Raw genomic sequence first — 21,118 nt, 5'->3', positions numbered from 1 at the left:
CCGGCTTCGCGTCTCATCCTCACCGGCGAAGGGAACTCTCATGCGCACCATCACCAGCGGCGTCATCGCGGCACTCGTCCTCACCGGGTGCGGCGCCGGAGCGCCTTCGAATCCGGCGGCTCCGCCGGCGGCGCCGCCGAAGACGTCTGTGCGGCTGATCAAGGTCCCGGCCGTGGTCGGCAAGAATCACCAGCTCGCACAGAACACGATGCAGGCCGCCGGGCTCTACGACCTGCGCGAGGAGGACGCGACCGGTCAGGGCCGGCTGCTGATCTGGGATCGGAACTGGGTCGTGGTACGGCAGACCCCGCCGGCGGGCCGCCGTGTCCGGCCGGACACGGTCGTGACGCTGTTCTCCAAGAAGATCGGCGAGTAGGGGGGTGCCCCCGAATTCCTGGATTTCCCGGCGGAGGCCATGGGGCTCTACTGGACGCCTGGTCCGAATGACCTCGGGCCTGTCCTTCGAGGGTCGGCCGGGCCCGTTCCTCCGCCCTGCCCTCCCTCGCCGTCCCTCAATGGGAGGAACGCCATGCGAACCGTCCTCATCGCCGCCGCGGCGGCCGCGACCCTGACGCTCACCGGATGCGCCGCGACCGTCAGCGGTGCGAAGAGCAGCGCCGCCGAGCCTCCGCGAACCGCGTCGTCCGGGCCGGCCACGAGCAGCGGACCCGAGGCGAAGGCCAAGCTGACCGGCACCTGCGACTACGATCTCGGTTCGTCCGGAATGGGCACCGACTACACGGTCAGCGCCGAGGTCGTCGTGAAGAACACCGGCAACATCAGCATCAAGTCCCAGGTCACCGCCCGCTGGCCGCAGTTCGGCCACGCGCCGGTCGCCATGTCGAAGACGGTCACGGTCGGGTACCACAAGACGGTCATCGTCCGGTTCGCCAGGCATGCGACGCAGGTCCAGATCGACCGGCTCCAGTCCTACCAGCTGAAGCACCTGGACGATGACGGCTGCTCGTACAAGGGAAAGATCCTGGAGACCTCCGGCGCGCCGCACTGAGCGGTCGCCCGCCGCGCCGACCCTCCAGGCGGGGGACGGCGGCCGTTCACAGCCATCGACGCGGCGACACCGGCCTGGAAAGCGCGTGTCGGCGGTGAGCGCGTCCATCAGGCCCTGGACGCGGCGCTGCGCGGTGCGGGGGACGGCTCCCGGCGCACGCGCGATGGTCGCCGACTGCGGGCTCGCCGCACCCGGCGCCGCCCCGTTACGTCTCACACCCCGCCACCGCTCACCTCAAAACGAAATGATCTTCATCAGGGGCAACCGCGACCACTTGGGACTTCGAGACAGGCTCTAGCGTTTGGTGATCACGCCGCAGGCGATGCGGGCGCCGGAGTCGCCGGTCCGGTGTGACTCGGCGTCCGGGCCGGGCTTGCCGTTCGCCTGGTAGCGCTTGGGGATGTTGGCCTGGTCGTCCGGCAGGGCGTGGATGATGATCGCGCTGCCGTCGGCGTCGAGGAGCTGTCTCAGCTGGAACCGGTCGGTGGTGATCGTCGCGTGGCCGGTGCCGTCCGCGGCGATCAGGAGGTCCGGCAGGTCTCCCGAATGGTTCGGGTGAGAGTGCGAGCCCAGGTCGAAGTGCGGGCCCGCGCTGTAGAACGGGCTGCCCGTCTTCGGGTCGATCGACCGCGCGTCACAGACGCCCTTCTTGTGGAAGTGGAAGCCGTGGTAGCCGGGCGGCAGGCCCTTGGCGCTGACGGTGACCTTGGACTTGTGCCGGCCGGAGTCCTCGACGCGTAGTGAGCCGACGGTCTTGCCCTCGGCGCTCTTGATGACGGCGCCACCCGGCATGCCGGGTTGCCGGATTGTCTTTCCGGCCGTGAAGGCGCCGAGCGCGGTGGCGCCGCCGCCCAGGGCGACGACCGCGAGCAGGTGGTACTTGCCAGGCATGAGACGGTCCCCGATGAGGTGACGATCCAGAGCGAAATGGTCCGGATCCGTCTCATACCCGCCTTTGACTACGGACAGTCACGCCCCGGGTGCGGGAGTGCTCCGGTCCATGGGGGTACGGCCCCGGGCCAGCAGCCAGGCCATCGCGGCCAGGGCGGCGACCTGAAGCGGCCAGCCCATGACGACCTTCGCGGCGCCCAGCCACGCCACGTGACCCGCCAGGTAGAGCGGGTACTGGACCGCGACGCGCACCAGGCATGGGATCAGCAGCAGCCAGGTGAGCCGGGAGCAGAGGCGTACGATCTCGCGGTCGCGGTGCCACGCGGTCGGGTCGCCGGTCACGGATCCGATGATGAAGCCGACCAGCGGCCAGCGGACCACGATCGAGACCAGCATCGCGGCGGCGTAGCCGGCGTTGTAGAGGATGCCCGGCAGGAAGGCGTCCTCGGCCTTGCCCGAGCGCAGCGCGAACAGGGCCGCGATCCCGATCCCGAAGATGCTGTTGAGCACGAACTGGACGGTGGACCGCTGCGCCAGGCGTACGGCCAGCAGGACCAGCGCGAGACCGGCGCCGATCCCCAGTGACAGCCGCAGCTCCTTGGTCACGATCCAGGAGACGGTGAAGCCGATCGTGGGAATGGCCGCCTCGACCACGCCGCGGGCACCGCCGAGGGCCTTGGTCAGCTGTGTGCGGACCGCCTCCTCGACGGTGTCGTGGGCGGCCCTGTCCGGGACGGCCTCGGCGGCGGCCTCGGTCTCGGCGGCGGCCTGGTCCGCATCGGTCTCCGCCGCGGCTCCGGCGTGCGCGGAGTCCGGCCGGGTCGGGTCGTTCACCTGACCTCCTCGCGGGCGCCCGAGATCTCGATCACGTGCCGCCCCGCAGCTCGTAACGCGGGTTGAACATGACCTTGCGGCCGTCCTGCACGCTGACGAGTCCTTCGGCGCGCATCAGGCGACCCGGTTCGATGCCGGCGATCCGGCGCCGCCCGAGCCAGACGAGGTCGATCACGTCGGACCCGTCATAGAGCTCGGCTTCGAGCGCCGGCGCGCCACCACGCGGGCGCAGTGTCACAGTCCGTAGCGTACCCGCTACGCAGGCGCGCCGACGCTCGGCGCATGCCTTGATGGGGGTGGCGCCCTCCGAGTCGCTGGTCTTCTGGAGTTCCTGGGCCTCGAGCTCGGCCTTACTCGACGTCAGCCGGCGGATGAACCCGCGCAGACCGCGTTCTCCCGAACCCTCGCCGCTCGTGTCGGGCACCTCTTCCATGATTCGCAAGACTAAGCCATCCGCCTGAGAAACAAACCGGCAGAAATGGTGATATCAAGCTGCACCCGAACGGACCTGCCTGCGGGCCGCGAACGAGGTGTCCTCCGAACCCCGCGCCAGGGCCGCCTCGGCCGACCCCAGCTGCCAGGGAACGCTCGTCACCATCACGCCGGGCCGGAACAGCAGGCGCGCCTTCAGCCGGAACGCGCTCTGGTTGTGCAGCAGGTGCTCCCACCACCGTCCCACGACGTACTCGGGGATGAAGACGCACACCACGTCGCGCGGGCTCTTCATCCGGATCCGGCCGACGTAGTCGAGCACCGGGCCGGTGATGTCGCGGTACGGCGAGTCAAGGATCTTCAGCGGCACCGGGAGGTCGCGTTCGCCCCACTCCCGCTGCAACGCCGACGCCTCCTCCTCGCTCGTCGCGACGGAGAGGGCGATGATCGTGCTCGGCCGGGTGGCGCGCGCGAACGCCAGCGCCCGGAGCGTGGGGGTGTGCAGCTTGGAGACGAGGACGACGGCGTGGATGCGGCTGGGCAGCGGCACGCCGTTCTCTCCCGCCGCGAGCTCGGCGGCGACCCGCCGGTAGTGCCGGTGGATCGCCTTCATCATCAGGAACACCACCGGCATGGTGACCACGACGATCCAGGCGCCGTGCGTGAACTTGGTGACCAGCACGATGACCAGGACAAGGGCGGTCAGCACCGCGCCGACGAAGTTGATCGCGCGAGACCGGTGGATCGCCGGCGCCTGACCCGGCCGCCGGCGGAGCTCCTCCCCCCAGTGCCGCACCATCCCGGCCTGGCTCAGCGTGAACGAGACGAACACCCCGATGATGTACAGCTGGATGAGCCGCGTGGTGCTCGCGTCGAACGCCCAGACCAGCGCGCCGGCCAGCAGCGAGAGGATCACGATCCCGTTGCTGAAGACGAGCCGGTCGCCGCGCCGGGCGAACTGCCGGGGCAGATAGCCGTCCCCGCCCAGGATCGAGGCCAGGATCGGAAAGCCGTTGAACGCCGTGTTGGCCGCCAGCACGAGGATCGCCGCCGTGAACGCCTGGACCAGGAAGAACAGCACCGACCCGTGCCCGAACACCGCGGTGCCGAGCTGGGCGATGACGGTCTTCTGCTCATAGCCGGCCGGGGCACCGCCGAGCTGGGCCGTGCTGTCCGCGATGTGCACGTGGGCGATGGAGGCGAGCGCGGTGATCCCGGCGAACATCCCCACCGCGAGCAGCCCCATGATCGTCAATGTGGTCGCGGCGTTCCTGCTCTTGGGCCGCTTGAAGTTGGGCACGCCGTTGCTGACCGCCTCGACGCCGGTGAGCGCCGTACAGCCCTGGGCGAAGGCGCGCAGCCCCAGGAGCACGACGGCGGCCCCGGCCGTACTGTGCGTGGCGTGCACGGTCAGGTGCGCCGACTCCGCGGTCGGCGGGTGCCCGGAAAGCGTACGGAACAGGCCGACGAGCACCATGAGGAAGACGCTCACCACGAACCCGTACGTCGGGACCGCGAAGGCCCGGCCGGACTCCTTGACCCCGCGCAGGTTCATCACGGCGACGAGCGCGATCAGCCCGATCGAGATGGCGACCGCGTGCGAGCCGAGGAACGGGAGCGCGGAGATGATGTTGGCGACCCCGGCGGCGACCGAGACCGCGACGGTCATGACGTAGTCGATGAGCAGCGCGCTCGCCGCGACCAGCGAGGCGTTCTCCCCGAGGTTGGCACGGCTCACGGCGTACGCCCCGCCGCCGTTGGGGTAGGCGTGGCAGGTCTGCCGGTACGAGGTGGTGACGACGAGCAGCAGGAACACGGTCGCCGCCCCCACCCACCACGACAGGTAGAACATCGCGAGCCCGCCGAGGCTGAGCGCGAGCAGGATCTCCTCCGTCGCGTACGCCACGGACGAGAGCGGGTCACTGCAGAAGACGGGCAACGCGAGTTTCTTGGGCAGGAGGGTGTCCCCCATCTGCCCGGTCCGCAGGGGACGGCCGACGAGGAAACGCTTGGGCGCCTGAAGGACGGCTTGCTTCACAGTCGCCAGCAAATAGCCCCGACGCAGGCAGAACAGGTATCCCTAACGGTCCCTTAACGCCGCGCCCGGCCTTCTTAACGCGTCCCTAACGCACGCGTTCGATACGCGCGGCAAGGGGCTCGGCCCGAGCGCGGTCATTCGGTGAGCGATACCGCGGTCAGCCTGTGGTCCGCACACAGTCCGGTCCTCTCGCGAGGCTTCCAGGGATCACACGTGATCACCAGCAGCGTCTCCGGGGTGCCGGTGAGGTAGTCCGGGAGCGCCAGCGGCGGGGAGGTCCACAGGAATCGCCCGCGCGGCGCCAGGCCCCGGATCCACCCGGTGCCGGGCGCGGAGCGTTCGGTCTCGAGGGTGACCAGATAGTCCGGACGCGCCATCACCGGCCGGTGACCGCCGAGGGGGATGGTCCACAGGCTCCGGCCGGTGCGGGGATCCACCGCCGTGTACGCCTCCGCGCTCTCGTCGATCTGCCCGAACAGGCCGGGACCGGTCGCCACGTCGTGCTTGCGCGCCCACAGCAGGCGCCCGGTCGACGCCTGGAGAGCGATGGTCTTGACGATCGGGGTCACCGGCTCCGTACTGGCACCGAGCACGGCGAGCACCAGCATTCCGTGGGCGGTGTCCATGTCGACGCGAAGAGGTCCGGGCAGCGGCAGGTCCGCGAGCCTTCGCCCGGAGGCGGCGTCGACACGGACGATCCGGCGCTGGACCGGCGGACGATCACTCTTTGACAAGACCGAACTGAGATAGACGACCTTCCCGTCGGACACCGCGGTCTCCGGGGCGGGCACCGCGGTCCGCCACAGCCGGCGTCCGGTCCGCAGCGCGAGGCCCTCGATCGCCTCGTCGTCCGCCTTGATCACATACCGCCCGCCGAGGAGGAACTCGGCCTCCTCGCCGCCGGTGTCGGTGCTCCACAACGACGACCCGGTCCGTGCGTCCAGGAAAACGTATCTCGAGTCCTCGCCGCCCCGCTCGACCGTGACGACATCGGCCGAGGCGGACATCTCAGCCCACTGCGCCTCCTTGGTCGGCGCGGGAAGAAGCGTCCGCCGCCACAGCGACCGGCCCGTACGCAGCGAGTACGCGCTCACCACGCCATCGCGCAGCAGCATCAGGCGCCCGCCGGCGACCGTGGCGCTCCAGCCGTAGTCATAGCCCCAGGGCGCCTCGTCGTGGCCGAACGGCAGCTCGCTGCCCGCCGGGCCGCACCGGTCCAGTACGACCGACCACCGGATCGCGCCGGCACCCTTACCACCCGGCACCGGCGCGGGGGCCGTACCGTCACGCAGGCATCCGGCCCGGTCGGGCGGTGACGGCGCCGGCTCGGGGGGCCCGCCACTACACGCCGATAAGGCCAGCGTCGCCACCAGCGCTCCGCCGGCGAATCTCCGCACGCCCACCCCACGCATCATCATCGGGCCGTCTCGGCGGCCTCACGTGCCATGCGAAACCTCCGCGCTGCCGATCGGAGCATCTCGCAGAATCCGGTTCTGGCACAGTGATTTCACGAACGCCCGTCCACGGCGACGCGCGCTCAGCGTTCGAATCGGTACCCCATGCCCGGTTCGGTGATCAGGTGGCGCGGGCGGGACGGGTCGGCTTCGAGCTTGCGGCGTAGCTGGGCGAGGTACACGCGCAGGTAGCCGGTCTCGTTCGCGTACGACGGGCCCCACACCTCGCGCAGGAGCTGCTGCTGGCTCACCAGGCGGCCGGCGTTGCGGACCAGGACCTCCAGGACGTGCCACTCCGTCGGGGTCAGGCGTACGTCCTTGCCGTCACGGGAGGCCTTCTTCGCGGCCAGGTCGACGGTGAACTCCTCCGTCACGACCACGGCGTCCTCCTCCGGCGGCGCCGCACGGCGTACCGCCGCGCGCAGCCGGGCCAGGAGCTCGTCCATGCCGAACGGCTTGGTCACGTAGTCGTCGGCGCCGACGTCGAGCGTCTCGACCTTCTCCTCCGAGGCGTGCCGGGCGGTCAGCACGATGATCGGCACGCTGGTCCAGCCGCGCAGGCCCCTGATGACCTCGGCGCCCTCCATATCGGGCAGGCCGAGGTCCAGGACGATCACGTCCGGGTGGCGGCGGGCGGCCAGATCCAGGGCCGTACGGCCGTCCGGGGCGGCGTCCACCTCGTAGCCGCGTGCGCGCAGGTTGATGCGCAGCGCCCGGACGATCTGCGGCTCGTCGTCGACGACGAGGACCCGGGTGGTGTGCTTACCGGCTCCTTCGTTTCGCTCGCTCACGGGCCCTCCCCGGGTTCCACCGGCAGCGTAAAGATCATCGTCAGCCCACCTCCGGGAGTGTCCTCGGCCTGCAGGTCGCCGCCGATCGCCTCGGCGAAGCCGCGCGCGACCGCCAGGCCGAGGCCCACGCCGTCGCCGCGCGGGCGGTCGCCGAGCCGCTGGAACGGCTCGAACATCCGGCTCTTGGAGGAGTCCGGCACGCCCGGCCCCCGGTCGGTGACCCGCAGCTCGACCGCTCCGCCGACCGTACGCGCCGAGATCCGTACCGGCTCGGCGCCGCCGTGGCGCACGGCGTTCTCGACCACGTTGGCCAGCGACCGCTCCAGCAGTCCCGGGTCGGCCACGATCGGCGGGAGGTTCTCGGGTACCTCGATCTTCACCTGGTCGCCCGGCACGTTCGCCAGCGACGGCTGGAGCACCTCGTCGATCGACACCTGCCGGGCGAGCGGGTTGACGACACCGGTCTGCAGGCGGCTCATGTCGAGCAGGTTGGCGACCAGGCGGTCCAGCCGGTCGGCCGACTCCTCGATGGTGGCGAGCAGCTCGGCCTCGTCCGCCGGGTCCCACTGGACGTCGTCGGAGCGCAGGCTGCTGACGCTCGCCTTGATCGAGGCCAGCGGGGTGCGCAGATCGTGGGAGACGGCGGCGAGCAGGGCCGTACGGATCTTGTTGCCCTCGGCGAGCCGCCGCGCCTGCCTGGCCTGCTCGGCGAGCCGCTGGCGGTCCAGCGCCGCGGCGGCCTGGTAGGCGAAGGCGGACAGCACCCGGCGGTCGGCGGCGGGCAGGACGCGGCCGCGCAGAGCCAGTGTCAGCACGTCGCTCACCTCCACCCGGACATCGGCGTCGTCCGGCCGCCCGCAGGGATCCGTTCCCGCGGAGGCGACCCGTTCCCAGGTGCCGCCCGTACGCTCCAGCAGCGCGACGGAGGCCAGCCCGAACGTCTCACGTACGCGCTCGAGCAGCTCGGGCAGGGCGTCCTCGCCACGCAGCACGCTCGTCGCCAGCAGGCTGAGGGTGGTCGCCTCCGAACGCGCACGCGCCGCCTGCGAGCTGCGGCGGGCCGCGAGGTCGACCACCGTGGCCACGGCGACCGCCACCGCGACGAAGACGAGCAGCGCGAAGGCGTTCTCCAGCTCGGCCACCGTCAGCGTGTGCAGGGGCGGGGTGAAGAACCAGTTGAGCAGCAGGAACCCCGCCACGGCCGCCACGATCGCGGGCCACAGGCCGCCGACCAGGGCCACGCCGACGGTCAGCGCGAGGAAGAACAGCAGCTCGGTCGGCAGCCCGATCCCCTCGCCGCGGATCGACAGCAGCCCGGTCAGCGCGGGCGGGGCGAACAGCGCGAGCAGCCAGCCCGCCACCAGCCGCCGGCGCCCGAGCGACGAACGGCCCACGGCCCGCAGGCCGCGGCCCTTGCCCGCGTAGTCGTGGGTGACGATGTGCACGTCCACGTCGCCGGAACGGCCCGCCACGGTCGCGCCGACACCCGGCCCGGAGACGTACTGCCAGCGGCTGCGGCGGCTCGACCCGAGCACGATCTGCGTGGCGTTCACCGCCTGCGCGAACTCGATCAGCGCGGCCGGCACGTCGTCGCCGGTCACCTGGTGGTACGAGCCGCCCATGCCCTCGATGAGGGCGCGCTGGCGCGCCAGGGCCTCCGGCGACCCGTCGGCGAGGCCGGCCGCCTTGGCGACGTGCACCGCCACCAGGTCGCCGTGGCCGGCGCGTGCCGCGATGCGCGCGGCGCGCCGGATGAGCGTGTCGCCCTCCGGCCCGCCGGTCAGCGCGACGACGACGCGCTCGCGCGCCTCCCAGGTCTCGGTGATGCCCTTCTCGTCGCGGTAGCGCGCGAGGGCGTCGTCCACGCGATCGGCCACCCACAGCAGGGCCAGTTCGCGCAGGGCGGTGAGGTTGCCCAGGCGGAAGTAGTCCGACAGCGCCGCGTCCACGTGGCCGGCCGGGTGGATGTCGCCGTGCGCGAGGCGGCGGCGCAGCGACTCCGGTGACATGTCGACCAGCTCGATCTGGTCCGCTCGCCGTACGACCTCGTCGGGCACCGTCTCCCGGCGGCGCAGGCCCGTGATGCGCTCGGCCACGTCGGCCAGCGACTCCAGGTGCTCGACGTTGACCGTGGACACGACGTCGATGCCCGCGTCGAGGAGCTCCTCGACGTCCTGCCAGCGCTTGTCGTTGCGCGCCACGGGCGCGTTGGTGTGCGCGAGCTCGTCGACGAAGGCGACCTGGGGCGCACGCGCGATCACCGCGTCGACGTCCATCTCCCCCTGGCGCAGGGGCACGGCCTCGAGGCCGTGCAGCAGCGCGGCGGTACGGGGACGGCCGTAGGTCTCGGCGAAGCCCACGACCAGGTCGGTGCCGCGGTCCTGGCGCCGCACCGCCTCACCGAGCATCGCGTAGGTCTTGCCGACTCCGGGTGCCGAGCCGAAGTAGATCTTGAGCCTGCCGCGCTCGACCATCGACTCACCCCCTCTACGCATTGTGACCCGGCACTCCCCCGGGCTCACCATCGAGGCGGAACCGGAGCCGGCAGACCACGGCGTCGGTGTCGCGGCGCAGGGCGTGGGCGAGCACGGCCCCGCGCTGGTTCTGCAGGACACGCTGCCAGACGTGGGCCGGCTCGACCTCGGGGATGAGCACGAAGACGTGGGGCTCGCCGACGCCGCGCACGTAGTCCACGATCGGGTCCACCAGCCGCCGGTGCCCGTCATTGACCAGGGCGAGGCTGACGTCGGGCGCCCAGCGTTCCCACGCCCTGATGAACGCGTCGGTCTCCCCGGGCTCGTCGGGATGGGTCACCCGCACCGCGACGACCCGGTCGCCGAGCGAGAGCGCGGCCGAGATCGCCTCCTTCGTCAGGCGGTTCACCCCGCCGACCGGCACGATCGCCAGGGACCTGCGCGGACGCGGACGCGCCGGCACCCGGTCCAGCTCCAGCCGCTCCCCGATCCGCGCGTACGCGCGGTTGACGGCGGACATCAGCCAGACGATGAGCGGCATCGTCACCACGATCAGCCAGCCGCCCGCGGGGAACTTCGTGACGGTGACCACGATCGCGGCCAGCCCGGTGAGCAGGGCGCCGAAGCCGTTGAGGGCCGCCCGAGGACGCCAGCCGTACGGGCGGTCGGTCCACCAGTGCCGCACCATGCCGGCCTGCGACAGCGTGAAGCCGACGAACACCCCGATGGCGAACAGCGGCACGAGGGTGTTCATGTCGCCGCCCGTGCCGACGAGCAGCAGGCCGCCGGCGATGGCGAGGAAGAGGATGCCGTACCGGTGCACCTGGCGTTCGGCCCGCAGCGCGAACAGGTGCGGCAGGTTGTTGTCCTTGGCCAGCAGCTGCGCCAGCACCGGCATGCCGCCGAAGGAGGTGTTGGCGGCCAGGGCCAGGAGCACCACGGTGGCGAACTGCACGACGTAGTAGGCGATCCCGTGGCCCAGTGACCCCTCCGTCACCTGCGACAGCACCGTGGTCCCGGCCACCGGGCGTACGTGGAAGCGGACGATCAGCGCGGAGATGCCGATCAGCATGACGCCGAGCAGCGCGCCGAGCGCGACCTCCGCCCGCTGCGCCCGTCTCACTCTGGGCCGCCGGAAGGAGGGCACCGCGTTCGCGATCGCCTCGACGCCGGTCAGCGCCGCGCACCCGTTGGCGAACGCCCGCAGCAGCAGGAAGACGCCGACCGTCTGGAGGCCGTGTGCCTGCGCGACGACGTGCTCGGCCGCCACGGGACGGTCGCGGAACAGGCCGACGACGACCACGGCGAGCACGGACAGCACGAAGACCGCCGTGGGGACGATGAAGATCCGTGCGCTGTGCGCGATGCCGCGCAGATTCACGGCGGTGACCAGGGTGAGCACCGCGAGGCACAGCCAGACCGTGTACGGCAGCAGCCGTGGCACCGCCGAGGTGAGCGCGGCCACACCCGCCGCGATCGACACGGCGACGTTGAGCACGTAGTCGACGACCAGCGACGCGGCGGCGACCAGGGAGGCGCGGCGGCCGAGATGGGTCTTGGCGACCCCGTACGCCCCGCCGCCCTGCGGGAACGCGGCGATCACCTGGCGGTAGGAGAGCGTGAGGACGCCGAGCAGCGCCGCGATGGCCAGGGTGACCGGGACGGTGTAGCCGAGGGCCGCTCCCCCGCCGGCGGCCAGGACGATGACGATGGCCTCCGGGCCGTACGCCACCGAGGCCATGGCGTCCAGGGAGAGCGCGGCGAGCCCGCCGGGGACGGACAGGCGGTCGCGCTCGGGCGGCTCGCCCTCCTTGCGCTCGGGGCTCCGCCGCGCGGTGAGAACGCTCATCTCGTCCAGGTCCTCTACGGCTGGAAGCGGTAGCCCATGCCGGGCTCGGTCAGCAGGTGACGGGGGTGGGCCGGGGCGTCCTCCAGCTTGCGGCGCAGCTGGGCCATGTATTGGCGCAGGTAGTGCGTCTGCCGTGCGTACGCGGGCCCCCAGACCTCGGTGAGCAGGCGGCGCTGGCTCACGAGCTTGCCGGGGTTGGCCAGCAGGATCTCCAGCAGCCGCCACTGGGTCGGCGTGAGGTGGAGCGGCGGCCTGACGGTCTTGGCCTCCAGGTCGATGAGGTGGCCGCCGACCCGTACCACCGGCGGCGGGCCGGGCGGACCGGCGCGCCGGCCGACCGCGCGGATGCGGGCGAGCAGCTCGCCGAGCCCGAACGGCTTGGTGACGTAGTCGTCGGCCCCGGCGTCCAGTGCCGCGATCTTGTCCGTGGCGCACGTACGGCCGGACAGCACGATGATCGGCACCCGGCTCCAGCCGCGCAGACCGTGGATCACCTCGACGCCGTCGATGTCGGGGAGTCCCAGGTCCAGGACGACGACGTCCGGATGCCATTCGGCGGCACGCCGCAGGGCCTCGCCCCCGTCGCGCGCCACGACGACCTCGTACCGGCGGGCCCGCAGGTTGAGGCCGAGCGTCCGCGCGGTCAGCGGCTCGTCGTCGACGACCAGCACGCGTGTCATCGGGCACGCCTCTCGCGTACCGAGTCGACGCGTGAGGTGAGCATCGGGTCGGCCAGGTCCGTCGTGTACGCGGGCAGCGTGACGACCATGGTCAGGCCGCCGCCGGGGGTGTCGTCGGGCTCCAGCGTGCCGTCCATGGCCTCCACGAGCCCGCGTGACAGGGCCAGGCCGAGCCCGACCCCGGTCTCGTTGTCGCGGTCGCCGAGCCGCTGGAAGGGCAGGAAGACCCGGTCGCGGTCGGCCTGCGGGATGCCCGGCCCGCGGTCGACGACCCGCACCTCGACCCGGTCGGCGTGCGAGCTGGCCGTGACGAGGACGGGCTGCTCGGCCGACCCATAGCGGACGGCGTTGGAGACGAGGTTGACCAGGACCCTCTCCAGCAGCGCGGGATCGGCGAACACGTCGGGCAGCTCGGCGGGGATCCGCACGCGCACGCCGGCGCCGGCCGGGCCCAGGTCGTCGACGGCGTACGGCACGACCTCGCCGACGGCGACCGGCTGGGCCGAGACGCCGAGCAGGCCCGCCTGCAAGCGGCTCATGTCCAGGAGGTTCGCGACGAGGCGGGCCAGCCGGTCCAGCGACTCGTCCGCGGTGGCGAGAAGCTCGTCGCGCTCCCGGTCGGTCCAGGTGACCTCGGCGGTGCGCAGGCTCTCGACCGCGGCCTTGGCCGAGGCCAGGGGCGAGCGCAGGTCGTGGCTGACCGCGGCGAGCAGCGCGGTCCGCATCCGGTCCGCGGCGGCGAGCGGGCGCGCCTGCTCGGCCTCCTCGGTCAGGCGGTGCTGCCGGAGCGCGAGCGCGGCCTGCGCGGCGAACGCCTCCAGCACTCGCTGGTCGGCCGCCGACGGCGTACGGCCGCGGAGCACGAGGGTGAGGTCGTCGTCGATGGCGATCTCGGCCGCGCCCTCGTCCGGGCTGCTGCAGGGTTCGGCACCGGCGTTGGTCACGATCCGCCAGCAGTCCGGATCGGCCTGACGGCCGGGCGTCAGCGGGGCCTCGGGGCGCCGTTCGAGCAGTGTCGCCGAGTCCAGGCCGAACGTCTCCCGCAACCGTTCTAGCAGGTCATGAGGCGTGCTCTGGCCGCGCAGCACGCTGCCCGCGAGGTGGGACAGCATCTCCGCGTCGGCGCTGGCGCGCGCGGCCTCGCGGGTACGCCGGGCCGCGATGTCGACCACCACGCTGACGGCCACCCCGACCAGGATGAACGCGGCCAGCGCGAGGACGTTCTCCCATTCGTTGATGGTGAACTCATAGATCGGCGGGGTGAAGAAGTAGTTGAGCAGCAGGGAACCGAAGATGGCGGCGAACAGCGCCGGATACAGGCCACCGGCCAGTGCCACCGCGACGACCGCGACGAGGAACAGCAGGATCTCGCTGGCGAGGGACAGCTGCCCGCGCAGGTTGTTCAGCAGCAGGGTGAGCAGCGGCAGCCCGGCGGCGGCGAGCCCGAACCCGGCGATCTGGCGGACCTTCGTCAGGCCGCCGGCGCGTACCGACCGCCGCCGTCCCTGGCTGACCTCCTCGTGGGAGACCATGTGCACGTCGATCGTGCCGGACAGCGCGGTCGTGGTCACGCCCACGCCACGGGAGAAGAGCTGGGCGAGGCGTCCACGCCGCGAGGCGCCGAGCACGAGCTGGGTGGCGTTCACCCCGCGCGCGAAGTCGAGCAGGGCCTGCGGGATGTCCTCGCCGACCACCTGGTGGTACGTGCCGCCCAGGCTCTCCACCAGGGCACGCTGGCGGGCGAGGTTGGCCGGGCTGGCGCCGGTGAGCCCGTCGCCCACGGTCACGTGCACGGCGAACAGGTCCGAGCCCTTGGCGCGGTCGGCGATCCGCGCGGCGCGGCGGATGAGCGTGTCGCCCTCGGGGCCGCCGGTGAGCGCGACGACGACGCGTTCCCGTGCCTCCCAGGTGGTGCTGATGCGGTGGTCGGCGCGGTAGCGGTCGAGCTGGTCGTCGACCTTGTCGGCCAGCCAGAGCAGGGCCAGCTCCCGCAGCGCGGTGAGGTTGCCGACGCGGAAGTAGTTCGACAGCGCCGCGTCGACCTTCTCGGCCTGGTAGATGTTGCCGTGCGCCATCCTGCGGCGCAGCGCCTCCGGCGTCATGTCGACGAGCTCGACCTGGTCGGCGCGGCGTACGACCTCATCCGGCACGGTCTCGCGCTGCGGCACTCCGGTGATCTGCTCGACGACGTCGTTGAGCGAGTCCAGGTGCTGGATGTTCAGCGTGGTGATCACGTCGATGCCGGCCTCGAGGATGTCCTCGATGTCCTGCCAGCGCTTGTCGTGGCGCGACCCCGGCACGTTGGTGTGCGCCAGCTCGTCGATCAGCGCGACCTGGGGGGCGCGCGCGATGACGGCGCCGGCGTCCAGCTCGGTGAAGGTCGCGCCGCGGTACTCCATCGTCTTGCGGTGGACCGTCTCCAGCCCTTCGAGGAGCTCGAGGGTGCGGGGACGGCCGTGGCACTCCACGAACCCGACGACCACGTCGGTGCCGCGGCCGTACCGCCGCTGACCCTCGCCGAGCATGGCGTAGGTCTTGCCCACGCCGGGGGCGGCCCCCAGGTAGACGCGAAGCCGCCCGCGCGTCATGGCCACATCACTCCTCCGGTGAGACGCGGCGCGCTCCGGTGAAGACGCGCCGCGTCCCGGTCCTCATCCGCGGAACGGATATTTCTTGTCCAGTTCGATGTTGAGCTTCAGGACGTTGACGCGTGGGTCGCCGATGAAGCCGAGCACCCGCCCGTCCTCGTTGTCCTTGATCGCCTGGAGCACCTGCGTCTCGGGGACGCCGCGCGTCTTGGCGATCCGCGGTGCCTGGAGCCGTGCGTACGCCGGTGAGATGTGCGGGTCCAGGCCGCTGCCGCTGGCCGTCACGGCGTCGGCGGGCACCGTCGGGTGGGCCGGGGCGCCGCCCCGGATCGGCACGACCTCACCCTTGGTGTAGTCCTCACCGTACTTCGCGCACTGGACGGCGACGCCCTTGTAGGCCGCTACGAACGGCGTGTTCACCACACCGCACTCCTCGTTGAGACTGATCACCTGGGTCGGGTGCGTCACGTGCCCCTGCCGGTCGCGGGGACCGATGAGCGCCAGTACCGCGCCCACGCCACCGGGGGTGCAGAACGGACGGGATCCGTCCACGCCCTCCAGCTTGGCGACGTCGGCACTGCGCGTGCAGACCTGGGTGAGCAGGCTCGTCTTGGCGTTCTCGTCCTCCTTGCCGGCCGCGACGAGCTTCGGGTCGGGCAGCGTGTCGACGATGCTCTCCGGGCCGAGGTTGCCCGCGGCCGTGGCGGTCGGGTCATAGCCGTCACCGGCGTCCGAAGGCCGGCTCTGGAAGTACTGCTTGAGCGCGTTCCCGTCCGAGTCCGTGAAGGCCTGGCCGATGATCCGGCTGCCGACGACCTTGCCGTCGGCGGCCTTGATCATCGATCCCTCGGCGTTGCCGTGCAGGCCCGGGATGAAGGCCACGACCCAGATCGCGACCGGGTAGACGATCCCCAGGATCACGGTCAGGACCAGGAGGGCGCGCAGGGCGGCTAGGTGCTGGCGGAGCCAACTTGGCAGACGCATGTCAGGACATCCCCGGAAGGAACTGGATGAGCAGGTCGATGATCTTGATGCCGACGAAGGGCGCGACGATGCCGCCCACGCCGTACAGGTAGAGGTTGCGGGACAGGAGCTTGGACGCGCTGGAGGGGCGGTACTTCACCCCGCGCAGAGCGAGCGGGATCAGCGCGACGATGACGATCGCGTTGAAGATGACCGCGGACAGGATCGCCGACTGCGGGCTGTGGAGCCGCATGACGTTGAGCCTGTCCAGGCCCGGGTAGACCACCGCGAACATCGCCGGGATGATCGCGAAGTACTTGGCGATGTCGTTGGCGATCGAGAACGTCGTCAGCGCGCCCCGGGTGATCAGCAGCTGCTTGCCGATCTCCACGATCTCGATGAGCTTCGTCGGGTTGGAGTCGAGGTCGACCATGTTGCCGGCCTCCTTGGCGGCCGACGTTCCGGTGTTCATCGCCACCCCGACGTCGGCCTGCGCGAGCGCGGGCGCGTCGTTGGTGCCGTCCCCGGTCATGGCGACGAGCTTGCCGCCCTCCTGCTCCTTCTTGATCAGGGCCATCTTGTCCTCGGGCTTGGCCTCGGCCAGGAAGTCGTCCACCCCGGCCTCGTCCGCGATGGCCTTGGCCGTCAGCGGGTTGTCGCCCGTGATCATCACGGTACGGATGCCCATGGCGCGCATCTCGTCGAAGCGCTCGCGCATGCCGGCCTTGACGACGTCCTTGAGGTGGATCACCCCGAGCACGTGCGCGGTGGTGCCCTGCTCCTCGTAGACGACCTCGCCGACCACGAGAGGCGTGCCGCCGCCGGCCGAGATGCCGTCCACGATGTGGCCGACCTCGTCGGTCGGGTGGCCGCCGTTGTCGCGGACCCACTTCATCACCGCGGTCGCCGCGCCCTTGCGCAGTGACCGGCCCTCGCTCCCCTCGGCCAGGTCGACCCCGGACATGCGGGTCTGGGCGGTGAACTCGATCCACGTCGCGTGGGCGAGCTCCCCCGGCGTACGCTCCCGCAGCCCGTACTCGGTCTTGGCGAACACCACGATCGAGCGCCCCTCGGGCGTCTCGTCCGCGAGGCTGGACAGCTGCGCCGCGTCCGCGAGCCGCTGCTCGGTGACCCCGTCGACGGGGGTGAACTCCGCCGCCTGCCGGTTGCCGAGCGTGATCGTGCCCGTCTTGTCCAGCAGCAGGGTGTCCACGTCCCCGGCCGCCTCCACGGCGCGGCCGCTCATCGCCAGCACGTTCCGCTGGACGAGCCGGTCCATGCCGGCGATGCCGATCGCGCTCAGCAGCGCCCCGATCGTCGTCGGGATCAGGCAGACCAGCAGCGAGACCATCACGATGCCGGTGACGCCGTGCGCGTTCAGGGACAGGGAGTCCGGCACGCCCGGCTGGTTCGCCTTGGAGAAGATCGCCAGCGGCTGCAGCGTGGCGACCGCCATCACGAAGATGATCGTCAGTGAGGCGAGCAGGATGTTGAGGGCGATCTCGTTGGGCGTCTTCTGCCGGTTCGCGCCCTCCACCAGCGCGATCATCTTGTCGATGAAGCTCTCACCCGGCTTCTGGGTGATCTTCACGACGATCCGGTCGGACAGCACCTTGGTGCCGCCGGTGACCGCGCTGCGGTCACCGCCGGACTCCCGGATGACCGGGGCCGACTCGCCGGTGATGGCCGACTCGTCGACGCTGGCGATGCCCTCGACGACGTCACCGTCGCCGGGGATGATCTGGCCCGCCTCGACGACGACATGGTCGCCCTGCCGGAGCCGCGGCGCCGGCACCGCCTCCTCTTCCGCGGCGCTGCCCGGCTTCCAGCCGGTCAGCCGGCGCGCCATCGTGTCGGTCTTGGCCCTTCGCAGGGCGTCGGCCTGTGCCTTGCCGCGCCCCTCGGCGACGGCCTCGGCCAGGTTGGCGAAGATCACCGTCAGCCAGAGCCAGGCCACGATCAGCCAGGCGAACCAGCTGGGTTCGGCGACGGCCAGGACCGTGCTCCAGACCGCGCCGATCTCGACGATGAACATCACCGGGTTGCGCCACATCGTGCGCGGATCGAGCTTCCTCACCGCGCCGGGCAGCGATCTGAAGAGCTGCTTGGGGTCGAGCAGACCGCCCTGCACCCGGCCACCCGACGAGCTCGGGGCCTCCGGAGCGGCGCTCTGCGCTTCCATGACTTGCGTGGACATTTAGTGGATTCCTTCGGCCAACGGCCCGAGCGCGAGCGCCGGGAGGAAGGTGAGAGCGACGAGGATGACCGTGACGCCCGCGACCATCGCGACGAACTGGGGACGATGGGTGGGCAGGGTGCCCTCCGACGCCGGGGTCAGCCCCTGACGTGCCAGGGACCCGGCCAGGGCGAGGACGAAGATGATCGGCAGGAACCGCCCGAACACCATCGCCAGGCCGAGGGCCGTGTCGTACCAGGTCGTGTTGACGGTGATGCCGGCGAACGCCGAGCCGTTGTTGTTGGACGCCGACGTGAAGGCGTACAGCACCTCCGAGAGCCCGTGCGGGCCGGTGTTCAGCATGCTCGCGCGCTCACCCGGGAGCCCCATCGCGAAGGCGGTGCCGACGAGGACGCAGATCGGGGTGATCAGGAAGTAGGTCGCGGCGAACTTGATCTCACGGCTGCTGATCTTCTTGCCGAGGTACTCCGGCGTACGGCCGACCATCAGACCGGCGACGAACACCGTGATCACCGCGAGGATGAGCAACCCGTACAGGCCCGAGCCGGTACCGCCCGGCGCGACCTCGCCGAGCATCATGTTGAACATCGTCATCATGCCGCCGAGGCTCGTGTACGAGTCGTGGAAGGAGTTGACGGCGCCAGTAGAAGTAAGAGTGGTGAGGTCCGCAAAGGTCGCCGAGTTGGCCACGCCGAACCTCGTCTCGACGCCCTCCATGGACGAGCCGATGGCGGTCGGGACGGTCCCGTGGTGCATGAGCTGGAACGACATGATCAGCGTCATGCTGAGGACCGCGAGGGTCGCCATCACCGAGACGATCGCGTAGCCCTGCTTGTTGCTGCCGACCATCCGGCCGAACGTCCGGGGCAGGCTGAAGCTGACGACGGCCAGCAGGAAGATCTCGATCCAGTTCGTCCAGGTCGTCGGGTTCTCGAACGGGTGCGCGGAGTTGGCGTTGTAGAAGCCACCGCCGTTGGTGCCGAGCTCCTTGATCGCCTCCTGGGAGGCCACCGGGCCGCCGGTGATCGACTGCTTGGCGCCGGCCAGGGTCTGGACGGTGTGCGGGTCGTGGAAGTTCTGCACCGCGCCGCCCGCGATCAAGACGATCGCGCTGACGACGGCGAGCGGCAGCAGGATCCGCAGGTTGGCACGGATCAGGTCCACCCAGAAGTTGCCGAGGTGGTCGGTCCGCTTGCGGGCGAACCCCCGGATCAAGACGATCGCGACGGCGATACCAACGGAGGCGGACACGAAGTTCTGCACGGCGAGCCCGGCCATCTGCACCAGATGGCCCATGGTCGACTCGCCGGAGTAGGACTGCCAGTTGGTGTTGGTGGTGAAGCTGATGGCGGTGTTCCATGCCTGGTGCGTCATGACCGGCTTGAAGCCGAGGCTGAGCAGCAGGTGGTTCTGCAGGCGCTGCAGGCCGTACAGGAACAGGATCGAGATCGCCGAGAAGGCGAGCACGCTGCGGGCGTAGACACTCCAGGTCTGCTCGGCGTCCGGCCTCACGCCGATCAGCCGGTAGATCAGTCTCTCCGGGCGCGAGTGCCGCACGCCGGTGAAGACCCGGTACATGTAGTCGCCCAGCGGCCGGTAGGCCAGGGCCAGAGCGAGCACGAGGGATCCGGCGAACAGGATCCCCGCGGTCGTTGTACTCATCTAGAAGCGCTCCGGGAACAGTAGGGCGGCGATCAGGAAGACGAAGAGGACGACGGAGAGGATCAGCCCGATCAGGTTCTCTGCACTCATCGCGCCCTCATCGCTCGTCACGTGGGGTTCGGTCGCGGCTCAAAGCCGTTCCACCGCCTTCACGACCAGGCCGAACAGCGCGAAGATCGCCACTGTCAGCAGGATGTACGCCAGGTCAGCCATCACTCGGTTCCTCTGTCGGATATGCGGGGAGAGGCCCCTCGGCCGAGGCCAGGTCACGCTGACGCGGCACCCGGAGCTCGATGGGATCTCCCCCTGTTCGGTTGAACTCAAGGCCGGAACGGAGCCCGGTCGTGAGGCCTGATGTGCCGGTCTCGAGGTCGGTACGCGAGCCGGTCCCGTGGAACTCCGCCCAGAGCGGATCCACGGACCTGCGAACGCTCCATGCCTCGGCCAGGGCGTGCGCCGCGGCCGCGAGGACCCCGGCGAGGACCAGCACCGCGATGCGCAGGACGTCGTCACGCCCTGTGACCCTTACGTCCCCGAACCGGTGCACGTCGAAGCCGGTGACGCACAACCAGGCGACGCCGCCGATGGCCGCCCCCGCGACGACCGGGCTCAGCCATGCCCAGCCCAGTACGGCCAGAACGACGACGACGAACCCCACCTGCCACGGCTGCCGTCCCAAGACGACGGCGAGCGCGAAGACGCATGCGCTGCCACCTGCCAGCGACCATGCGGACGATTCAAGGCGCGTCATCGCATCCTCCTCGAGCGCGACGATGGGCATACCGCCCATCGACCCCTCAGCAGGGGTCACGGCAGGAGTCAACGCCCGAAATGAGCCGGTTGGACGGCCGTTGACACCCTCTTAGCGCCCGGCAGTACGCCCTTAACGCGTCTTTAACGCCGCCGGCCGCCGGAGGCCCGAGGAGGCCCCGTTCTCCGCCCGGCACGAGCCCGCCGGCCGGTCGATCGGACCGCCGGAGGCGGCCCGGGAGCGGAGATACCCTCCACCGCTCGCACCCAGGGCCTGTCCCGAAGTCCTCCGTCCGGGCCGCGCCCTGTCTTGGAGCCCACCTGTCTTGGAGCCCACCTGTCTTGGAGCCCACCCGCCTGGAGCCCACCCGCCTTGGAGCCCACCCGCCTTGGAGCCCACCCGCCTGGAGCCCACCCGCCTTGGAGCCCACCCGCCTTGGAGCCCACCCGCCTTGGAGCCCACCCGCCTTGGAGCCCACCCGCCTTGGAGCCCACCCGCCAGTGAG

Annotated in this window: 17 protein-coding genes; 2 read left to right on the top strand and 15 right to left on the bottom strand. The window is 71.0% G+C overall.

Annotated elements, in window-relative coordinates; all coding sequences use genetic code 11:
* Positions 1-40 precede the first annotated feature (40 nt).
* Both FB559_RS44875 and FB559_RS27350 read left to right on the top strand, forming a co-directional pair.
* Positions 41-376, top strand: coding sequence for a PASTA domain-containing protein (locus tag FB559_RS44875; RefSeq protein WP_141958976.1), 336 nt, complete (start codon positions 41-43; stop codon positions 374-376).
* A 153-nt stretch (positions 377-529) separates the two neighbouring features.
* Positions 530-1,009 (top strand): hypothetical protein, encoded by a 480-nt coding sequence (locus FB559_RS27350; RefSeq protein ID WP_141958974.1) that lies wholly within the window; start codon positions 530-532, stop codon positions 1,007-1,009.
* Between the two features lie 294 nt (positions 1,010-1,303).
* Here the strand turns inward: FB559_RS27350 and FB559_RS27345 are convergent, their stop codons facing one another.
* The 15 genes from FB559_RS27345 to FB559_RS27280 all read right to left on the bottom strand — a co-directional run bounded on the left by FB559_RS27345 (position 1,304) and on the right by FB559_RS27280 (position 20,613).
* Complete coding sequence (locus FB559_RS27345; protein WP_141958972.1) at positions 1,304-1,900, bottom strand: superoxide dismutase family protein; 597 nt, start codon at positions 1,898-1,900, stop codon at positions 1,304-1,306.
* Between the two features lie 78 nt (positions 1,901-1,978).
* On the bottom strand, positions 1,979-2,734 hold the full coding sequence (locus tag FB559_RS27340) for a DUF3159 domain-containing protein (RefSeq protein ID WP_141958970.1): 756 nt from the start codon (positions 2,732-2,734) through the stop codon (positions 1,979-1,981).
* 31 nt (positions 2,735-2,765) lie between these two features.
* Positions 2,766-3,167, bottom strand: a complete 402-nt coding sequence (locus tag FB559_RS27335; protein WP_141958968.1) for an OB-fold nucleic acid binding domain-containing protein — start codon at positions 3,165-3,167, stop codon at positions 2,766-2,768.
* Between the two features lie 54 nt (positions 3,168-3,221).
* On the bottom strand, positions 3,222-5,204 hold the full coding sequence (locus FB559_RS27330) for an APC family permease (RefSeq protein WP_246122109.1): 1,983 nt from the start codon (positions 5,202-5,204) through the stop codon (positions 3,222-3,224).
* A gap of 134 nt (positions 5,205-5,338) precedes the next feature.
* Positions 5,339-6,607: an outer membrane protein assembly factor BamB family protein gene (locus tag FB559_RS27325; protein ID WP_141958966.1), complete on the bottom strand. Its 1,269-nt coding sequence runs from the start codon at positions 6,605-6,607 to the stop codon at positions 5,339-5,341.
* A gap of 134 nt (positions 6,608-6,741) precedes the next feature.
* Entirely contained in the window at positions 6,742-7,449 is a 708-nt protein-coding gene (locus tag FB559_RS27320) for a response regulator (protein WP_141958964.1), read from the bottom strand.
* Positions 7,446-9,944, bottom strand: a complete 2,499-nt coding sequence (locus FB559_RS27315) for a DUF4118 domain-containing protein (RefSeq protein WP_221640199.1) — start codon at positions 9,942-9,944, stop codon at positions 7,446-7,448. Before FB559_RS27315 ends, FB559_RS27320 begins: the two co-directional genes overlap by 4 nt.
* The gene (locus tag FB559_RS27310) at positions 9,937-11,772 is read right to left on the bottom strand and encodes an APC family permease (RefSeq protein ID WP_185792424.1); all 1,836 of its coding nucleotides are present in this window, start codon (positions 11,770-11,772) and stop codon (positions 9,937-9,939) included. Before FB559_RS27310 ends, FB559_RS27315 begins: the two co-directional genes overlap by 8 nt.
* Positions 11,773-11,786: 14 nt before the next feature.
* Complete coding sequence (locus FB559_RS44140) at positions 11,787-12,452, bottom strand: response regulator (protein WP_185792423.1); 666 nt, start codon at positions 12,450-12,452, stop codon at positions 11,787-11,789.
* Positions 12,449-15,040 (bottom strand): sensor histidine kinase, encoded by a 2,592-nt coding sequence (locus FB559_RS27305; RefSeq protein WP_141958960.1) that lies wholly within the window; start codon positions 15,038-15,040, stop codon positions 12,449-12,451. Before FB559_RS27305 ends, FB559_RS44140 begins: the two co-directional genes overlap by 4 nt.
* 63 nt (positions 15,041-15,103) lie before the next feature.
* Positions 15,104-16,024: a potassium-transporting ATPase subunit C gene (locus FB559_RS27300; RefSeq protein ID WP_141958958.1), complete on the bottom strand. Its 921-nt coding sequence runs from the start codon at positions 16,022-16,024 to the stop codon at positions 15,104-15,106.
* Between the two features lies 1 nt (position 16,025).
* The gene (gene kdpB / locus FB559_RS27295) at positions 16,026-18,200 is read right to left on the bottom strand and encodes a potassium-transporting ATPase subunit KdpB (protein ID WP_141958956.1); all 2,175 of its coding nucleotides are present in this window, start codon (positions 18,198-18,200) and stop codon (positions 16,026-16,028) included.
* Positions 18,201-19,862 carry a potassium-transporting ATPase subunit KdpA gene (gene kdpA / locus FB559_RS27290; RefSeq protein WP_141958954.1) on the bottom strand — a complete coding sequence of 554 codons (1,662 nt, stop codon included), beginning with the start codon at positions 19,860-19,862 and terminating at the stop codon, positions 18,201-18,203.
* Entirely contained in the window at positions 19,863-19,952 is a 90-nt protein-coding gene (kdpF, locus tag FB559_RS27285; RefSeq protein WP_141958952.1) for a K(+)-transporting ATPase subunit F, read from the bottom strand.
* Between the two features lie 115 nt (positions 19,953-20,067).
* Positions 20,068-20,613 (bottom strand): hypothetical protein, encoded by a 546-nt coding sequence (locus FB559_RS27280; RefSeq protein WP_141958950.1) that lies wholly within the window; start codon positions 20,611-20,613, stop codon positions 20,068-20,070.
* Between the last annotated feature and the right edge of the window lie 505 nt (positions 20,614-21,118).

It is taken from the genome of Actinoallomurus bryophytorum (assembly GCF_006716425.1).
GTDB lineage: Bacteria > Actinomycetota > Actinomycetes > Streptosporangiales > Streptosporangiaceae > Actinoallomurus > Actinoallomurus bryophytorum.
The sequence above is the reverse complement of the archived record's forward strand: the minus strand, read 5'-3'. Positions and strand labels throughout refer to the sequence as shown.

Coding starts and splice junctions, on each gene's coding strand:
- FB559_RS44875 (WP_141958976.1), top strand. CDS start 41: ATGCGCACCATCACCAGCGGCGTCATCGCGGCACTCGTCCTCACCGGG.
- FB559_RS27350 (WP_141958974.1), top strand. CDS start 530: ATGCGAACCGTCCTCATCGCCGCCGCGGCGGCCGCGACCCTGACGCTC.
- FB559_RS27345 (WP_141958972.1), bottom strand. CDS start 1,900: ATGCCTGGCAAGTACCACCTGCTCGCGGTCGTCGCCCTGGGCGGCGGC.
- FB559_RS27335 (WP_141958968.1), bottom strand. CDS start 3,167: ATGGAAGAGGTGCCCGACACGAGCGGCGAGGGTTCGGGAGAACGCGGT.
- FB559_RS27315 (WP_221640199.1), bottom strand. CDS start 9,944: ATGCGTAGAGGGGGTGAGTCGATGGTCGAGCGCGGCAGGCTCAAGATC.
- FB559_RS27310 (WP_185792424.1), bottom strand. CDS start 11,772: ATGAGCGTTCTCACCGCGCGGCGGAGCCCCGAGCGCAAGGAGGGCGAG.
- FB559_RS44140 (WP_185792423.1), bottom strand. CDS start 12,452: ATGACACGCGTGCTGGTCGTCGACGACGAGCCGCTGACCGCGCGGACG.
- FB559_RS27305 (WP_141958960.1), bottom strand. CDS start 15,040: ATGACGCGCGGGCGGCTTCGCGTCTACCTGGGGGCCGCCCCCGGCGTG.
- FB559_RS27300 (WP_141958958.1), bottom strand. CDS start 16,024: ATGCGTCTGCCAAGTTGGCTCCGCCAGCACCTAGCCGCCCTGCGCGCC.
- kdpB (WP_141958956.1), bottom strand. CDS start 18,200: ATGTCCACGCAAGTCATGGAAGCGCAGAGCGCCGCTCCGGAGGCCCCG.
- kdpA (WP_141958954.1), bottom strand. CDS start 19,862: ATGAGTACAACGACCGCGGGGATCCTGTTCGCCGGATCCCTCGTGCTC.
- kdpF (WP_141958952.1), bottom strand. CDS start 19,952: ATGAGTGCAGAGAACCTGATCGGGCTGATCCTCTCCGTCGTCCTCTTC.
- FB559_RS27280 (WP_141958950.1), bottom strand. CDS start 20,613: ATGACGCGCCTTGAATCGTCCGCATGGTCGCTGGCAGGTGGCAGCGCA.